The 14,887-nt window shown below is 70.8% G+C and carries 12 protein-coding genes; 6 read left to right on the top strand and 6 right to left on the bottom strand.

The genetic code is table 11. From position 1 onward, the window contains the following. Positions 1–8 precede the first annotated feature (8 nt). Both AB3X08_RS06910 and soxR read right to left on the bottom strand, forming a co-directional pair. Positions 9–1,028 carry a 2-hydroxyacid dehydrogenase gene (locus tag AB3X08_RS06910; RefSeq protein WP_369937152.1) on the bottom strand — a complete coding sequence of 340 codons (1,020 nt, stop codon included), beginning with the start codon at positions 1,026–1,028 and terminating at the stop codon, positions 9–11. Positions 1,029–1,071: 43 nt separating this feature from the next. Next, a complete protein-coding gene (gene soxR, locus AB3X08_RS06905) occupies positions 1,072–1,509 on the bottom strand; it encodes a redox-sensitive transcriptional activator SoxR (RefSeq protein WP_184410699.1) in 438 nt (145 codons plus the stop codon). Positions 1,510–1,607: 98 nt separating this feature from the next. Between soxR and AB3X08_RS06900 the strand changes: the two genes are divergently transcribed. Then, a complete protein-coding gene (locus AB3X08_RS06900) occupies positions 1,608–3,032 on the top strand; it encodes an MFS transporter (RefSeq protein ID WP_369937150.1) in 1,425 nt (474 codons plus the stop codon). Between the two features lie 331 nt (positions 3,033–3,363). Here AB3X08_RS06900 and AB3X08_RS06895 read toward each other — a convergent pair whose 3' ends face one another. The 3 genes from AB3X08_RS06895 to pdxH are packed head-to-tail and all read right to left on the bottom strand — an operon-like array spanning position 3,364 to position 5,205. Then, positions 3,364–4,155 (bottom strand): cobalamin-binding protein, encoded by a 792-nt coding sequence (locus tag AB3X08_RS06895; protein WP_369937149.1) that lies wholly within the window; start codon positions 4,153–4,155, stop codon positions 3,364–3,366. A 1-nt stretch (position 4,156) separates the two neighbouring features. Next, a complete protein-coding gene (gene aac(6') / locus AB3X08_RS06890; RefSeq protein WP_369937148.1) occupies positions 4,157–4,609 on the bottom strand; it encodes an aminoglycoside 6'-N-acetyltransferase in 453 nt (150 codons plus the stop codon). Beyond that, the gene (gene pdxH, locus AB3X08_RS06885; protein ID WP_369937147.1) at positions 4,606–5,205 is read right to left on the bottom strand and encodes a pyridoxamine 5'-phosphate oxidase; all 600 of its coding nucleotides are present in this window, start codon (positions 5,203–5,205) and stop codon (positions 4,606–4,608) included. Before pdxH ends, aac(6') begins: the two co-directional genes overlap by 4 nt. Positions 5,206–5,566: 361 nt before the next feature. Here pdxH and AB3X08_RS06880 point away from each other — a divergent pair, with 361 nt between their 5' ends. From AB3X08_RS06880 to mdtD, 5 genes are all read left to right on the top strand, one after another. Further along, entirely contained in the window at positions 5,567–6,109 is a 543-nt protein-coding gene (locus tag AB3X08_RS06880) for a shikimate kinase (protein WP_369937145.1), read from the top strand. Then, positions 6,106–7,230, top strand: coding sequence for a 3-dehydroquinate synthase (aroB, locus tag AB3X08_RS06875; protein ID WP_369937144.1), 1,125 nt, complete (start codon positions 6,106–6,108; stop codon positions 7,228–7,230). Before AB3X08_RS06880 ends, aroB begins: the two co-directional genes overlap by 4 nt. Positions 7,231–7,724: 494 nt before the next feature. Beyond that, entirely contained in the window at positions 7,725–7,979 is a 255-nt protein-coding gene (locus AB3X08_RS06870; protein ID WP_369937143.1) for a WGR domain-containing protein, read from the top strand. A 12-nt stretch (positions 7,980–7,991) separates the two neighbouring features. Next, a complete protein-coding gene (gene hemE, locus AB3X08_RS06865) occupies positions 7,992–9,062 on the top strand; it encodes a uroporphyrinogen decarboxylase (RefSeq protein ID WP_369937142.1) in 1,071 nt (356 codons plus the stop codon). Positions 9,063–9,680: 618 nt separating this feature from the next. Next, positions 9,681–11,114, top strand: a complete 1,434-nt coding sequence (mdtD, locus tag AB3X08_RS06860; protein WP_369937140.1) for a multidrug transporter subunit MdtD — start codon at positions 9,681–9,683, stop codon at positions 11,112–11,114. Positions 11,115–11,302: 188 nt separating this feature from the next. Here the strand turns inward: mdtD and AB3X08_RS06855 are convergent, their stop codons facing one another. Further along, positions 11,303–14,821, bottom strand: coding sequence for a hybrid sensor histidine kinase/response regulator (locus AB3X08_RS06855; RefSeq protein WP_369937138.1), 3,519 nt, complete (start codon positions 14,819–14,821; stop codon positions 11,303–11,305). Positions 14,822–14,887 lie beyond the last annotated feature (66 nt).

Genomic DNA, 14,887 nt, shown 5'->3' with positions numbered 1-14,887 from the left:
TTCGCGCGTCAGGCGCTGCCGTCCAAGGCGCCGGCCGGCAACGGAATCGGGTTCGGCAATGGCGCGCCGTGTTCGAAGGCGCTGATGTTGTCCAGCGTCGCCGCCATGATCTGGCCGATCGCCTCCTCGGTGAAGAACGCCTGGTGGCCGGTGACGATGACGTTCGGAAACGACACCAGGCGCTGGATCACGTCGTCGGTGATGACCGTGGCCGACAGGTCGTGGAAGAACAGGTCCGCCTCCTGCTCGTAGACGTCGATCGCCAGGCCGCCCAGCCGCGCCGACTTCAGCGCGGCGATCGCCGCTTCGGTATCGACCAGGCCGCCGCGGCTGGTGTTGACCAGCAGCGCGCCGGGCTTGATGTGCTGCAGCGCGGCCGCGTCGATCAGGTGCTGGGTCTGCGGCGTCAGCGGGCAGTGCAGCGAGACCACGTCGCTCTGAGCCAGCAGGGTCGGCAGGTCCGCATAGCTGCCGCCCTGCGCGAGGAACTCCGGGTGCGGAAACGGATCGAAGCCAAGGATGCGGCAACCGAAGCCGGCCATGATGCGGGCGAAGATGCGGCCGATCTTGCCGGTGCCGACCACACCGACGGTGCGCCCGTGCAGGTCGAAGCCCATCAATCCGTCCAGCTCGAAGTTGCCGTCGCGGGTGCGCTGGCTGGCGCGGGCGATGCGCCGGTTGACCGCGATCAGCAACCCAACCGCGAATTCGGCCACCGAATACGGCGAGTAGTCGCCGACCCGCGCGGTGGCGATGCCATGGCGCTGCGCGGCGAGCGCGTCGATATGGTTGAAGCCGGTGGAGCGGGTGGTGACCAGGCCCACGCCAGCCCTGGCCAGCAGCGCGAGCACGGCGGCGTCGACCCGGTCGTTGACGAACACGCAGACCGCGCCGCAGCCGGCGGCCAGCGGCACCGTCGCCGCGCTCAGCGCATCCTGCACGAAGACCAGGTCATGGCCATGCGCGGCATTGGCCTGCGCCAGCAACGCCATGTCGTAACGCCGCGCGCTGTAGACCGCCACCTTCATCGCATCGCTCCTGCCGTGACGTGGCGCCCAGCATCGGCGCCGCTCAGGGCGATGTCCAGCGCTGCGCCCCGTCGCCCTGCGTGCCCAACGCATCGGCGGGATTGCTCAGGCGGCAGCGGCGCAGCGACAGGCAGCCGCAGCCGATGCAATCGGTGAGCTGGTGGCGCAACTGGGTCAGCTGCAGGATGCGTGCGTCCAGCTCCTGGCGCCACGCCGCCGACATCCGCGCCCACTCCGCGCGCGTGGGCGTGCGCGCATCGGGCAGCTGCGCGAACGCGGCCTTGATGCTGTCCAGCGGCACGCCGACGCGCTGCGCGACGCGGATCACCGCCAGCCGGCGCAACACGTCGCGCGCATAGCGGCGCTGGTTGCCGGCGGTGCGCAGGCTGTGGATCAGGCCCTTCTTCTCGTAGAAATGCAGCGCCGACACCGCCACGCCGCTGCGTTCGGCCACCTGCCCCACGCTCAGCTCCTGCCGCATCGCTTGACCTCGAGTCCGGTTGAGGTTGCATGCTGCGCGTCCGCTTCCCGCCACGCAAGCCTGGGTTGGCGGCCGTTTGCCCCGCACAAGGTTTTTCGATGAATCACGCCGCAGCATCCAGCAACGAACCCCACGGCACCGCACCGGCGCCGGCGGATACCACCGCAACTGCGGTGCCTGGCGCCGACTCGGTGCTGGCGCCGCGCTATCGCGCGACCACGCTGGGCATGGTCGCGCTGGTCTCGCTGATCGCCTTCGAGGCGCTGGCGGTGGCCACCGCGATGCCGACGGTGGCGCGCGAGCTGGACGGCCTGCGGCTGTACGCGCTGGCGTTCGGCGGCACGCTGGCCACCAGTGCGATCGGCATGACCGTGGCCGGTCGCTGGAGCGACCTGCGCGGTCCGGCGGCGCCGCTGTGGACCGGGTTGCTGTGCTTCGTGTGCGGCCTGCTGCTGGCCGGCCTGGCGCTGTCGATGCCGATGCTGCTGGCCGGGCGGCTGGTGCAAGGCCTGGGCGCCGGCGCGATCTCGGTGGCGCTGTATGTGCTGGTCGCGCGGCTGTATCCGCAGGCGCTGCGGCCGCGCATCTTCGCCGCGTTCTCCGCCGGCTGGGTGGTGCCGTCGCTGATCGGGCCGAGCATCAGCGGACTGATCGTCGAACACGCCGGCTGGCGCTGGGTGTTCCTGGCGGTGCCGCTGCTGGCGCTGCCGTCGGCCGCGCTGCTGCAGCCGGCCTTGCGCAGCCTGCCGCCGGTGGCGGCCGCGGCGCGTTCCAGTGCGGCGCCGCTGCTGTGGTCGATCGGCGCTGCGGCCGGGATCTGCCTGCTGTACCTGGGCGGCCAGCAGCGCGGCGCCTGGGCGGCGGCCATGGTACTGCCGGCGCTGGCGCTGCTGCTGGTCTGCGCCTGGCGGCTGCTGCCGCGCGGCACCCTGCGCGCGGCACGCGGGCTGCCCAGCGTGATCGCACTGCGCGGCATCGCCGGGTCGGCGTTCTTCGGCTGCGAGGCGTTCCTGCCGCTGCTGCTGTCGCGCGAACGCGGCCTGTCGCCGATCTGGGCCGGTGTGGCATTGAGCGTCGGCGCGCTGGGTTGGTTCGCCGGCTCCTGGTACCAGGGCCACTACGGCCGCGACGGCACCCGCCTGCGTCGGCTGCGCGTGGGCGGCGCACTGATGACGCTGGGCCTGGCGATCACCGCCCTGGCGCTGCTGCCTGCGGTACCCGCGGCAGTAGCGATCGGCGGCTGGACCGCCACCGGCCTGGGCATGGGCCTGATCTATCCGACCCTGTCGGTGTTGACCCTGACCCTGTCGCCGCCGGCGCAGCAGGGCGCCAACAGTTCGGCGCTGCAGTTGAGCGAGGCGATCGCGGTGGCGACCACGCTGGCGGTGGGCGGCTCGCTGTTCGCGGCCTTGCTGACCCGCTCGGTGCCCGCCGCGTACCTGTCCACCTTCGCGGTGGCGGCGCTGCTGGCGCTGCTCGGCCTGGGCATCGCCGGCCGCACCCAGCCGGCGCCGCCGCGCTGAGCCCGCGCGACTACTGAGCACCTCTAATAACTCCATTCCGGAAGCTGCACGCGGCGCGTGGCGATGGCGTGTTCTTTTTTGTCGCGGCTGAAGCCGCTCCTACACATGCGCGCCGTGCTCTTGTAGGAGCGGCTTCAGCCGCGACAGGAGGACGAAGTAGCCATGATGCCAAGGCGTCCATGAAAAACGCGGCCGCAACGCCACCGAGTCTACCGCCAATGCGTCTTTGCCCGTCGCATCTCGAACGTATCGATGCCAAAACCCGCAGGCTGGGCGTGTCGGCGTCTCGCAAGTGCATCGACATGCTTTTGGGGGGGTTATTTGAGGTGCCCTACTGGCGCTGCGTCCAGGCCTGCACGATGGCGGCGATCGCACGCACGCCGTCGGTCAGGGCCGCCGGACCGGGCTGCAGGATCAGCGGCGACTTGATCTCGAACAGCTGGCCATCGCGCACCGCCGGGATCGCCGCCCAACCCGGCCGTGCGGCCACGCGCTCGGGGCGGAAGCGCTTGCCGCACCACGAGCCGAGGATGATGTCCGGCGCGCGCCGCACCACTTCGTCGCCGTTGGCCAGGATCCGCGCCTTGGCCAGCGGTTCGGCCGACAATTCCGGGAACACGTCGTCGCCGCCGGCGATGCGCACCAGTTCGGCGACCCAGCGGATGCCGGTGATGATCGGCTCGTCCCATTCCTCGAAATACACCTTCGGCCGCCGCGGCAGCACCGCCGCCTGCGCCGCGATCGTATCCAGCCCGCGTTGCAACTCGTCGGCGTAGGCCTCGGCGCGCGCACCGGCGCCGACCAGCGCGCCGAGCCGGCGGATGTAGTCGAGGATGCCGTCGACGCTGCGATGGTTGGCGATCCACACTTCCACGCCGTTGCGCACCAGCTCGGCGGCGATGTCGGCCTGGATGTCGGAAAATCCGATCGCCAGATCCGGCTGCAGTTTGAGGATCTCGCCGATCTTAGCGCTGGTGAAGGCGCTGACCTTGGGCTTGTCGCGGCGCGCCTGCGGCGGCCGCACGGTGAAGCCGCTGATGCCGACGATGCGTGCCTGCTCGCCGAGCGCGTACAGCGTCTCGGTGGGTTCCTCGGTCAGGCAGACGATGCGCTGCGGACCCACGTCAGTCCTCGACCGGCATGCGGAAATACACCACGCGCTCGGTTTCCTCGAAGCCGCAGGCGCGATGCGCGGCCTGTGCGGCAGCATCATCGAGCAGCGCATCGGACGCCAGCTCGCTGCAGCCCTGTGCGCGGGTCCACTCGAGCACCTCGCGCAACAGCGCGTGGCCGATGCCGCGGCCGCGCCATTCGGGCACCACGTACCAGCCTTCCAGAAACCCGACCGGCGAACTATCGGTGCCGTTGACGTAGTCCTGGCGCAGGGTGACGTCGGCGAACCCGATCGCCTGGCCGTCGCCGGCGAAGGCCAGGAAATTGGCCGCGTCCTCGCGCTGCAGCGCTTCGGCCACGCCGCCGAAGGCATCGGGCTCGTCCGGCCACAGCGCCATCCGCAGTGCCGCCCAGGCGCGCAGGTCCGCGGCGGCGGCGGCGCGGATCGAGAACTGTTCGGTCACGGGAACAGCATCCGCTTGGACCAGTGGCCGGCGGCATCGGCGTCGTAGCGCCAGCGTTCGTGCAGGCGGTACTTGCCGCCGTACCAGAACTCGAAGCTGCGCGGCACCACGCGGAACCCGCTCCAGCCGTCCGGGCGCGGCACCTCGCGGCCTTCGAAGCTGGCCTCGGCCTTGGCCACGCGCTGCTCGAACTCCTCGCGCGACTGCAGGGTGCGCGACTGCGCCGACGCCCACGCGCCGATCTGGCTCATGCGCGGGCGCGAGGCGAAATACGCATCGGCCTCGGCCGCGGCGACCAGTTGCACCTCGCCGTCGATACGCACCTGCACCCCGTCCTCGCGCATGCGCCGCCACAGGAACAGCAGCGCGGCCTGCGGGTTGGCCTGCAGCTCGCGGCCCTTCTGGCTGTCCAGGTGGGTGTAGAACACGAAGCCGCGCGCGTCGTAGGACTTCAGCAGCACCACCCGCGAGGACGGGCGCGCCTCCAGCGTGGCCGAGGACACGACCATGGCGTTGTATTCGGCCTCGTCGCTGGTCCGCGCCTCCGCGAACAGGTCGGCGAACGTGGACAGGGCTTCGGCGTAGAGATCGGGCATGGCAGCAAGGCACTCGGCAGACGATGCCCCATTGTCGCGCCATGCACGGCGCGACGCACGCGGCAGCGCGGGGTTGGCCGGGCGACGGTCCTTGCGGACCACACGAGTACCGCGATCGGGTTATGCGCTCGCCTACCCTCCGAGGCTGGCGGCACCGCGCGGCCCGTGCGGCAGCCTGCACGGCACGCGCCGCGACCGTCACGCGCGCCCCCACCCAGCCGACTGGCCGCCAACGCCGCGCGTGGCGCAGACGCACCGGCCGGCAGCGAGGCGCTTGCGCCCGCGAGCGCAACGGTACACGCCTCCAAGCGCAAGCGGCACGACCGGCCTGCGTACGCAGCGCGTCTGCTAGCATCGGCGGATGAATCCCGCCCCCAATCTCGTGCTGGTCGGCCCGATGGGAGCCGGCAAGAGCGTCATCGGCCGCCGCCTGGCCGAGCGCTTCAGCCTCGCCTTCGTCGATAGCGACCAGGCCATCGTCGAACGCACCGGCGCGAGCATCGCCTCGCTGTTCGAGCATGCCGGCGAAGCCGGCTTCCGCGAGCACGAGCGCAGCGTCCTGGAAAGCGTGCTCAGCACCCCCGGCCACCTCATTTCCACCGGCGGCGGCGCCGTGCTCGACGCCGACAGCCGCCGCGAGATGCGCGAGCACGGCTTCGTGGTCTACCTGCGGGTCAGCGTGGCCTCGCAGCTGCAGCGCCTGCAACGCGACCGCAGCCGCCCGCTGCTGCAGCGTGGCGACCGCGAACGGGTGCTGCACGAACTGCACGCGGTGCGCGAGCCGCTGTACCGCGAAGTCGCCGACCTGATCCTGGACACCGACCACCTCAATCCCGCCGAAGCCACCGCGCAGCTGGTCGTGCGCCTGGCCGCGTCGTGGAAACTTCCGGACTCCATTGCATGACTGTTTCCCACCGCAGCGTCGCGGTCGAAGGCGACCCGGCCTACACCATCCGCATCGGCCCCGGCCTGCTCGACGACGGCGCGCGCCTGGCCGAGCACGTGCGCGGCCGCCATGTGCTGCTGCTCAGCGACAGCAACGTCGCCCCGCTGTACGCGGCGCAGGTCCGCCAGGCGTTGCTGGCCGCGCGCCCGCAGCTGCAGATCGGCGAGTTCGTGATCCCCGCCGGCGAAGCCTCCAAGACCCTGGACAATTTCGGCGCGGCGATCGCCGCGCTGGCCGAGCTCGGCGCCACCCGCGACGCCTGCGTGCTGGCGCTGGGCGGCGGCGTGGTCGGCGACCTGGCCGGCTTCGCCGCCGCGTGCTGGATGCGCGGGGTGGACTGCGTGCAGCTGCCGACCACGCTGCTGGCGATGGTCGACTCCTCGGTCGGCGGCAAGACCGCGGTAGACATCGCCCAGGGCAAGAACCTGGTCGGCGCGTTCCATCCGCCGCGCGCGGTGCTGGCCGATACCGCCACCCTGCGCAGCCTGCCGCCGCGCGAATTGCGCGCCGGCCTGGCCGAGGTGATCAAGTACGGCGCGATCCGCGACCCGCTGTTCTTCGAATGGCTGCACGCCGAACGCCAGGCGCTGCTGGCCGCCGACCCGGCCGCGCTGGCGCAGGCGATCGCGCGCAGCTGCGAACACAAGGCCGAGATCGTCGCCCGCGACCCGCTGGAGAAAGGCGAGCGCGCCCTGCTCAACCTCGGCCACACCTTCGGCCATGCGATCGAGACCGAGCAGGGCTACGGCGCGCCCGGCAATGCCAACCTCAACCACGGCGAAGCGGTGGCGGTGGGCATGGTGCTGGCGGCCGAACTGTCGGCGCAGCTGGGCATGGCCACGGCGCAGGACAGCGAACGGCTGCGCGCGCTGCTGACCGACTACGGCCTGCCCACCGCGCTGCCGGCCGGACTGGCGCCGCACGCGCTGCTGGCGCGGATGCGGCTGGACAAAAAGAACATCGCCGGGCGCCTGCGGCTGGTGCTGTGGCGCGGCATCGGCCGCGCCGAGGTGGTGCCGGACGTGGACGAAGCGGCGGTGCTGGCGGTGCTGGACGCGGCAATGCGGGCGGCGGCGTAGCGCAGGTCGCTGCGCAGAGGCATGCCTCTGCCCTCGGCGGCCGGCTCGCCGCAAGTCCTTGAGAGAGCGACTTCACGGCACCTCCAATGCCCTCGATTCCGAGAAATTGCAGGTTCTGCACATCAATCACTTGCGAATGCCGAGGTCGGCATTTTTTGGAGTTGTCAGAGGTGCCGTGAAGCCGCGACGAGCGAAAGGGCGGGCCTCCCGACGCCGGACAACGTCGGGACTGAAGTCCCTCCCCCAGTGCACCCAGCCAGCAGGCACGCGTGCCTGCACGGCGCCCCGGGCGCAAGCCAGCGCCAAGACGCTCGCCCTGGCGGTCGCGCGTCGTCCATGGTTCGGACACCGGCGGATGCACGCGTCGCACCAGCCGCCAGCTGCCGTGGCGGCCCGACAACCGCGGCACGGCCGTCCGGCCGGCTTCCCTACCCGACCCCTAACGCGCGGCCGGCGCCGACGCCGCGGCGACCCGCGATGGGTACAATCGGCCCATGCGCGTCTTCCTACAGCAACGCCCCGGCGACAACGAGCCGCCCCGCTACGTCCAGCTGACCCTGCAACCGGACTTGTTCGGCAGCTGGGAGCTGTTGCGCGAGAGCGGCCAGATCGGCGGCCGCGCGCAGCTCAAGCGCGAGCAATACCTGCTGCAGGACGAGGCCCACGCCGCCTTCGAGAAAGCCCGCGATGCGCAAATCAAGCGCGGCTTCCAGGTCATGTTCACCCGCGGCGCCGACGCCCCGCGCTAAGGAAAAACCCCCATGCTCAAGAACGACCGTCTGCTGCGCGCCCTGCGCCGCGAGCCCGTGGACCAGACCCCCGTGTGGCTGATGCGCCAGGCAGGGCGCTACCTGCCCGAGTACCGCGCCACCCGCGCACGCGCCGGCAGCTTCCTGGCGATGGCCAAGACCCCGGAACTGGCCTGCGAGGTGACCCTGCAGCCGCTGGCGCGGTTCCCGCTGGACGCGGCGATCCTGTTCTCCGACATCCTCACCATTCCCGATGCGATGGGCCTGGAGCTGTATTTCGTCGAAGGCGAAGGTCCCAAGTTCAAGCACCCGGTGCGCGACGCGGCGGCGATCGCCCGGCTCGGCGTGCCGGACATGGAGACCGAGCTGCGCTACGTGATGGATGCGGTGCGGGTGATCCGCCGCGAGCTGGACGGCAGCGTGCCGCTGATCGGCTTCTCCGGCAGCCCATGGACCCTGGCCTGCTACATGGTCGAGGGCGGCGGCAGCGACAACTACGCGCGGATCAAGGCGCTGGCCTTGAAGGACCCGGCGGCGCTGCACCGGTTGCTGTCGGTCAACACCGACGCGGTGATCGCCTACCTGGCGGCGCAGCGCGCGGCCGGCGCGCAGGCGCTGCAGGTGTTCGACACCTGGGGCGGCGTGCTCAGCCCGGCGATGTACCGCGAGTTCTCGCTGCCCTACCTGCAGCGCATCGCCCGCGAACTGCCGCGCGGCGATGGCGCCGAGCGCACCCCGCTGATCCTGTTCGGCAAGGGCAACGCACCGTATCTGGAAGAGCTGGCCGCCTCCGGCGCCGAGGGCCTGGGCGTGGACTGGACCATCGACCTGGCCGATGCCGCGCGCCGCACCGGCGGCCGCGTGGCGCTGCAGGGCAACCTAGACCCGGCCATGCTGTACGGCTCGCCGGCGGCGATCGAAGGCGAGGTGCAGCGCGTGCTGCGCAGCTATGCCGAAGGCAACGGCTCCGCGGAAGGGCACGTGTTCAACCTCGGCCATGGGCTGTCGCCGGACATGCAACCCGAGCATGTCGGCGCACTGGTCGCCGCGGTGCAGCGGCACAGCCGCCGCGGGCAGGCATAGCGACCCGCCCCCAGCCGCCGCATCCGCCGGGCGCCTTGCGCGCCGCGGATGCGCGGAATGTTCGGCCATCCTGCAGTCGGGACTGAAGTCCCTCCCACAGTGCACCCAGCCGGCTTGCTGCGAGCTCCCTGTAGGAGCGGCCTCAGCCGCGACGAGCGAAACGGTGAACCCGACACCCGCGGACATCGGTCGGGGCTGAAGCCCCTCCTACAGTGCACCCAGCCGACCTGCCGCAAGCTCCTATAGGAGCGGCTTCAGCCGCGACGAGCGAAGCGATGAACCCTCGGGCTGCGGACTCCGTCGGGACTGAAGTCCCTCCCACACTGCATCCGATGCGCTGAGCGCGAGCCCCTTGTGGGAGCGACTTCAGTCGCGACGAGCAGAACGATGGGCCCGATGGCTTCGCACCGCATCGGCACTGAACTCCCACACAACTTCGCACCGCATCGGCACTGAAATCTCACACAACACCGAAGACAGCACGCCACGCGACGCGCTTCGATCGGCCGCCGCTCCGACGCCACCACCTTCGCCACGCGCCACAACCGCCCGCTGCTGCACGACGCCGCAACGCGATGTGCGCGATCCTATGCACCCCTCGCGTTGCCGTGCGTGCCGATGTCCGCGCCCTCCCCCGATCCGATCTCCGTTCCGAGCTACCGCAGTTTCCGGCCGTTGCTGTGGCTGGTGTCGCTGGCCATCTTCATGCAGATGCTGGACGCGACCATCGTCAATACCGCGCTGCCGGCGATGGCGCGCAGCCTGGGCGAGAGCCCGCTGCAGATGCAGTCGGTGGTGTTCAGCTATGCGCTGGCGGTGGCGATGTTCATCCCCGCCTCGGGCTGGATCGCCGACCGCTACGGCACGCGCCGCACCTTCCTGACCGCGATCGTGCTGTTCACGCTCGGCTCGCTGCTGTGCGCGGCGGCGCCGCGCCTGCCCTACCTGGTCGCCGCGCGCGTGCTGCAAGGCATCGGCGGGGCGATGTTGCTGCCGGTCGGGCGCCTGGCGGTGATGCGTTCGGTGTCGCGCGAGCAGTTCCTCAGCGCGATGAGCTTCATCGCGATTCCGGCGCTGATCGGGCCGCTGGTCGGACCGACCCTCGGCGGCTGGCTGGTGCAGGTCGCATCCTGGCATTGGGTGTTCCTGATCAACCTGCCGATCGGCGCGATCGGCTTCGCCGCGGCGCTGAAGGTGATGCCCGATTTCCACGGCGAACAGCGCGCCCGCTTCGATCTGATCGGCTACGCGATGCTGGCCTTCGGCATGATCGCGCTGTCGCTGGCGCTGGACGGGATTTCCGAGCTGGGCCTGCGCCATGCGTTCGTGATGCTGCTGGCCATCGCAGGCCTCGCCGCGCTGATCGGCTACTGGCTGCACGCGGCCAGCGCGCCGGCGGCGCTGTTCCCGCTGCACCTGTTCAAGGTGACCAGCTTCCGCATCGGCATCCTCGGCAATCTGTTCGCGCGCGTGGGCAGCGGCAGCATGCCGTTCCTGATCCCGCTGCTGCTGCAGGTCGGCCTGGGCATGAGTCCGATGCGCGCCGGCCTGATGATGATCCCGGTGGCGCTGGCCGGCATGGCCGCCAAACGCGCGGCGGTGAAACTGGTGGAGAACTACGGCTATCGCCGGGTGCTGATGACCAACACCGTGCTGGTCGGCGTGGCGATGGCCAGCTTCTTGCTGTTCGACGCCGGCCAGCCGCTGGGCTGGCGGCTGCTGCAGCTGGCGCTGTTCGGCGCGGTCAACTCCTTGCAGTTCACGGTCATGAACACGGTGACGCTGCGCGACCTGGACCGCGACCAGGCCAGCGCCGGCAACAGTCTGCTGTCGATGGTGATGATGCTGGCCACCGGCTTCGGCGCGGCCGCCGCGGGCAGCCTGTTGGCCGCCTTCAACGACCACCTCGGCGACAGCCACGGCGCCACCGCCGCACTGCACGCGACCTTCGTCTGCGTGGGCGCGATCACCCTGACCTCGACCCTGATCTTCTGGCAGCTGCCGGACGCGCGGCCGCATCCGGACAAGAAGGTGGAGGAAGTGGCTGAGTAGCTGAGTGGCCGGGATTGGGGATTCGGGATTGGGGATTCGCAGGAGCGGCGGCGGCGGCCACTCGCTTTTGCGAAATCCCTAATCCCGGCCTCCGAGCACTGCCTCGATCGCCTCGGCCAACATGTCTCCTGGGAAGCCGTCGAAGCGGCCGCGACGGCAATGCGCTTTTGCGAATCCCCAATCCCGAATCACGAATCCCGGCCTTCAAGCACCGCCTCGATCGCCTCGGCCAGCATGTCGCCCGTCACCGGCTTGCGCAGGAAGCCGTCGAAGCCGGCGGCGCGCGCCTGGGGTTCGGCGTCGGCGTCGGCGCGGGCGGTGACTGCGATCAGTGGCATTTCGTAGCCGAACACGCGCAATTGCCTCGCCAGCGCCAGGCCGTCCAGGCCGGGCAGGTCCAGGTCCAGCAGGGCCACGTCGAAGCGGTTGCCGGCCGCTTCGGTCAGCGCCGCCAGGGCATGCGCGGCGTGGATGATGTGGTGTCCGCGCGCGCTCAACAGGCCGCTGACCACTTCGGCCACGGTCGGGTCGTCCTCGACCAGCAGGATGCGCAGCGGCTGCGTCGCCGCCAGGGTTTCGCGCTCGCCGCGCGTGGTGGGATGCAGCGCGTCCGGGGTCCACGGCAACGGCAAATCGACGATGAAACGGGTGCCGACGCCGAGCTTGCTGTGCAGCTCCACGCGGCCGCCCATCGCCACCGCCAGTTCCTGGCAGATCGCCAGGCCCAGCCCGCTGCCGCCGTAACGGGCGGCGGTGCGCGGGCCGTCGGCCTGTTCGAAGCGCTGGAACAGCCGCGCCTGCTGCTCGGCGTTGATGCCCGGGCCGGTGTCGGCCACCTCGAAACGCACGCCGTTGCGATCCTGCAATGGCGCCACACGCAGGGTCACCCCGCCGTGGTCGGTGAACTTGATCGCGTTGTTGAGCAGGTTCAACAGGATCTGCCGTACCCGGGTCGCATCGCCGCTGGCGGTCACCGCCGCGGGCATCGCGTTGTCCAGGGCGAAGGCCAGGCCGCGGCTGTGCGCCATCGGCGCCATCATCGCTTCCAGTTCGGCGATCAGCTGGATCAGGTCGAACGGCTGCTGGTCCAGCTCCAGGCGGCCGGCCTCGATCCGCGCCAGGTCCAGCGCATCGTTGACCAGGCGCAGCAGGTGCGCGCCGGCGCGGCGGATCGCATCGGTGTAGCCGCGCTGCTTGGGATCCAGCGGCGTGGCCAGCAGCAGTTCGCTCATGCCGAGCACGCCGGTCATCGGCGTGCGTACCTCGTGTCCGAGCGTGGCCAGGAAACGGGTCTTGGCCAGCGAGGCCTGCTCGGCCAGCTCCTGCTTGTGCAGGGCCAGTTGCCACGCGTTGCGCCGGCGCAGCCGCCGCCGGTACAGATAGGACGCCAGCCACAACGCCAACAGCGCCAGCAAGGCCAGCCCGGCCATGCCCCATGGGCTGCGCCACCACGGCGGCAGCACGCGAAAACGCAGCGTGGTCACCTTCGACCACACCTTGTCGGCGGTGCGCGCCTGCATTTCCAGGGTGTAGTGGCCCGACGGCAGGCGCGAGAACAGGCGCTCGCCGCTGGCGCCGACATCCACCCAGTCCGGGTCGTAGCCGCTGAGCCGGAACCGGTAGGTGTTGGCGTCGGTGTCGGAGAACGACAGCAGGCGCGCGACCACATGCAGGTCGCGGTCGCCTTCCTGTAGCGCGATGCTGCCGGCATGCAGCAGATCCAGCGCGCGCTCGCCGCGGCGCACGCCGATGCGCTCGATCACCAGCGGCGGCTGCCGCCGCGACGGCACCACCTGCGACGGTTCGAACAGCACCACCCCGTCCGGGGTGCCGCCGAGGATCTGCCCGCTGCGCGCCTGGATCAGGGTCTGCGTGCGGAACTCCTGGTTGGGCAGGCCGTCGTGCACGCTGTAGGAGCGGATCGCCTTGCTCGCCGGATCGACCCGGATCAGGCCGCGCACGCTGCTCAACCAGGCCACGCCGCTGGCATCGACCACGATGCCGTTCGGCGCCAGCGACGGGAACTCCTGTTCGGCGTCGATGCGGTCGAGCAGGCTCAGCCGCGCGCCGTCCCACAGATAGCGTTCCAGGCGGCCGAGACTGGCCAGCCACACCACGTTGCCGTCGGTGATGGTGAAGGCGCTCAGCGGCCGCGTCGGCGCGCCCGGCACCGGCGCGAAGCGCTCGCTGGTCGCATCCCAGGCCAGCATGCCGTATTGGCCGAGCACCCAGGGCTGGCCCAGCGGGCCGGGCCGGGCATCGTCCACGGTCAGCTCCGCCGGCAGCCCGTCGGCGCCTGGGGCGATGTTGCGCAACACGTGTCCGTCCAGATCGCGGACCTGCGCACCGCCGACCTCGCCGAACAACCACAGGCGGCCGTCGCCGCTGAGCATCGCCCGATCGACGTCACCGGGCATCGGCGCATCGGCGCCGTCCTGCTTGCCCCAGCGCCGCACCTCGCCGCTGACCGGGTCGTAGCGCAGCACGCCCGCCAACGCCGACGCCCATACTCGACCCTGGCCATCCTCGACCAGCGTGCGCGACCAATCGCGCCCGAACAGCGCCATGATGTGGTGGCGCACCGTACCGGTGGCCGGATCCAGCTTGTCCAGCACACCGCGCGTCCCTGCCAGCCACACCCCGCCATCGCGCGAGGCGGCAGTGGCCATGACGTAGGGATTGCCCATCGAGTCCGGATCGTCGACCCGGTACGACAGCACCGAGAACTGCCGCCAATTGGCCGGCAGGTACCACAGGCCGGCGTTGAAGCTGGCGAACCACAGATCGCCCTCGCGGTCCTCGAACGCCAGCGACCAATTGGGCTTGACCAGGCCGTGCGCGGAATTGCTGTACAGGGGAACGTTGAGGATCTGCCCGGCATCGCCCTCGCGGCCCAGACCGTCCAGGGTGTCGAACCAGCGATTGCCGTGGCGGTCGTGGACCAGCATGCCCAGCACGCTCTCGCTGGGCATGTTGCGCCAGTACGGCGCCACCACGCTGCCGTCGGCGCGCAGCAGGCGGGTACCGCCCTGGGTGGAGACCCACACCGACCCGTCGCGCTCGGGGATCAGGCCCTGCACCTCGGGCCGCGGCAGCGCCGAGGCCGGCAGCCGCTCGAAGTCGTGCCCGGTCCAGCGCGCCACGCCGCCGCGCGTCCCCACCCACAGCGTGCCGTCGGGCGTGGTCGCCAGGGAGATCACCGCCGGCGACGGCAAACTGCGCTCATCGCCCGGCATCGGCATGTAGCGGCTCAGCGTGCCGTCCGCCCGCAGCCGGTCCAGGCCGCCGTTGGCGGTGCCGAACCAGATGCTGCCGTCGGGGGTGGACGCGATCGCCCAGACCGTGGCGCCGCCGATTTGCGGGTAGTTGGTGCGGTCGTAATAGCGGAACGTGCGCCGGTCCGCCGAGAGCATGCCCATGCCGGCGTTCTGGGTGCCGAACCAGACCCGGTTCTGCGCATCGACGTGCACGGTCCAGATCTTGTTGTCGCGCAGCCCGTCCTCGACCCGCCAGATGCGGTAGCCGCGCCCGTCGAAGCGCGCCAGGCCGTCGCTGCTGGCCAGCCACAGGTAGCCGAGCTGGTCTTCGGCGAAGCCGTTGATGCTGTTGGACGGCAAGCCGTCGGCCACGGTCAACTGGCGCGGCTGCGGGGTCGGCGGCACCGCCGCGACGACCGCCGTCGACCACAGCAGCAGTAGCCATCCCAAGATCCGTCTCGACCGCATCCTCGTCCCCTTGTGCATGGGCGCCGTGTCCCTCGACGCCCGCCGCCA

This window comes from Xanthomonas sp. DAR 34887 (genome assembly GCF_041245805.1).
In the GTDB taxonomy this organism is placed as follows: Bacteria; Pseudomonadota; Gammaproteobacteria; order Xanthomonadales; family Xanthomonadaceae; genus Xanthomonas_A; species Xanthomonas_A tesorieronis.
Note: the sequence above shows the minus strand (reverse complement) of the source record. Positions and strands in the feature narration are given on the sequence as shown.

What these genes read in the sequence shown, in the direction of transcription:
- pdxH (WP_369937147.1), bottom strand. Translation starts at nt 5,205, where the DNA reads ATGCCCGATCTCTACGCCGAAGCCCTGTCCACGTTCGCCGACCTGTTC.
- AB3X08_RS06900 (WP_369937150.1), top strand. Translation starts at nt 1,608, where the DNA reads ATGAATCACGCCGCAGCATCCAGCAACGAACCCCACGGCACCGCACCG.
- mdtD (WP_369937140.1), top strand. Translation starts at nt 9,681, where the DNA reads ATGTCCGCGCCCTCCCCCGATCCGATCTCCGTTCCGAGCTACCGCAGT.
- soxR (WP_184410699.1), bottom strand. Translation starts at nt 1,509, where the DNA reads ATGCGGCAGGAGCTGAGCGTGGGGCAGGTGGCCGAACGCAGCGGCGTG.
- hemE (WP_369937142.1), top strand. Translation starts at nt 7,992, where the DNA reads ATGCTCAAGAACGACCGTCTGCTGCGCGCCCTGCGCCGCGAGCCCGTG.
- AB3X08_RS06880 (WP_369937145.1), top strand. Translation starts at nt 5,567, where the DNA reads ATGAATCCCGCCCCCAATCTCGTGCTGGTCGGCCCGATGGGAGCCGGC.
- aroB (WP_369937144.1), top strand. Translation starts at nt 6,106, where the DNA reads ATGACTGTTTCCCACCGCAGCGTCGCGGTCGAAGGCGACCCGGCCTAC.
- AB3X08_RS06870 (WP_369937143.1), top strand. Translation starts at nt 7,725, where the DNA reads ATGCGCGTCTTCCTACAGCAACGCCCCGGCGACAACGAGCCGCCCCGC.
- AB3X08_RS06910 (WP_369937152.1), bottom strand. Translation starts at nt 1,028, where the DNA reads ATGAAGGTGGCGGTCTACAGCGCGCGGCGTTACGACATGGCGTTGCTG.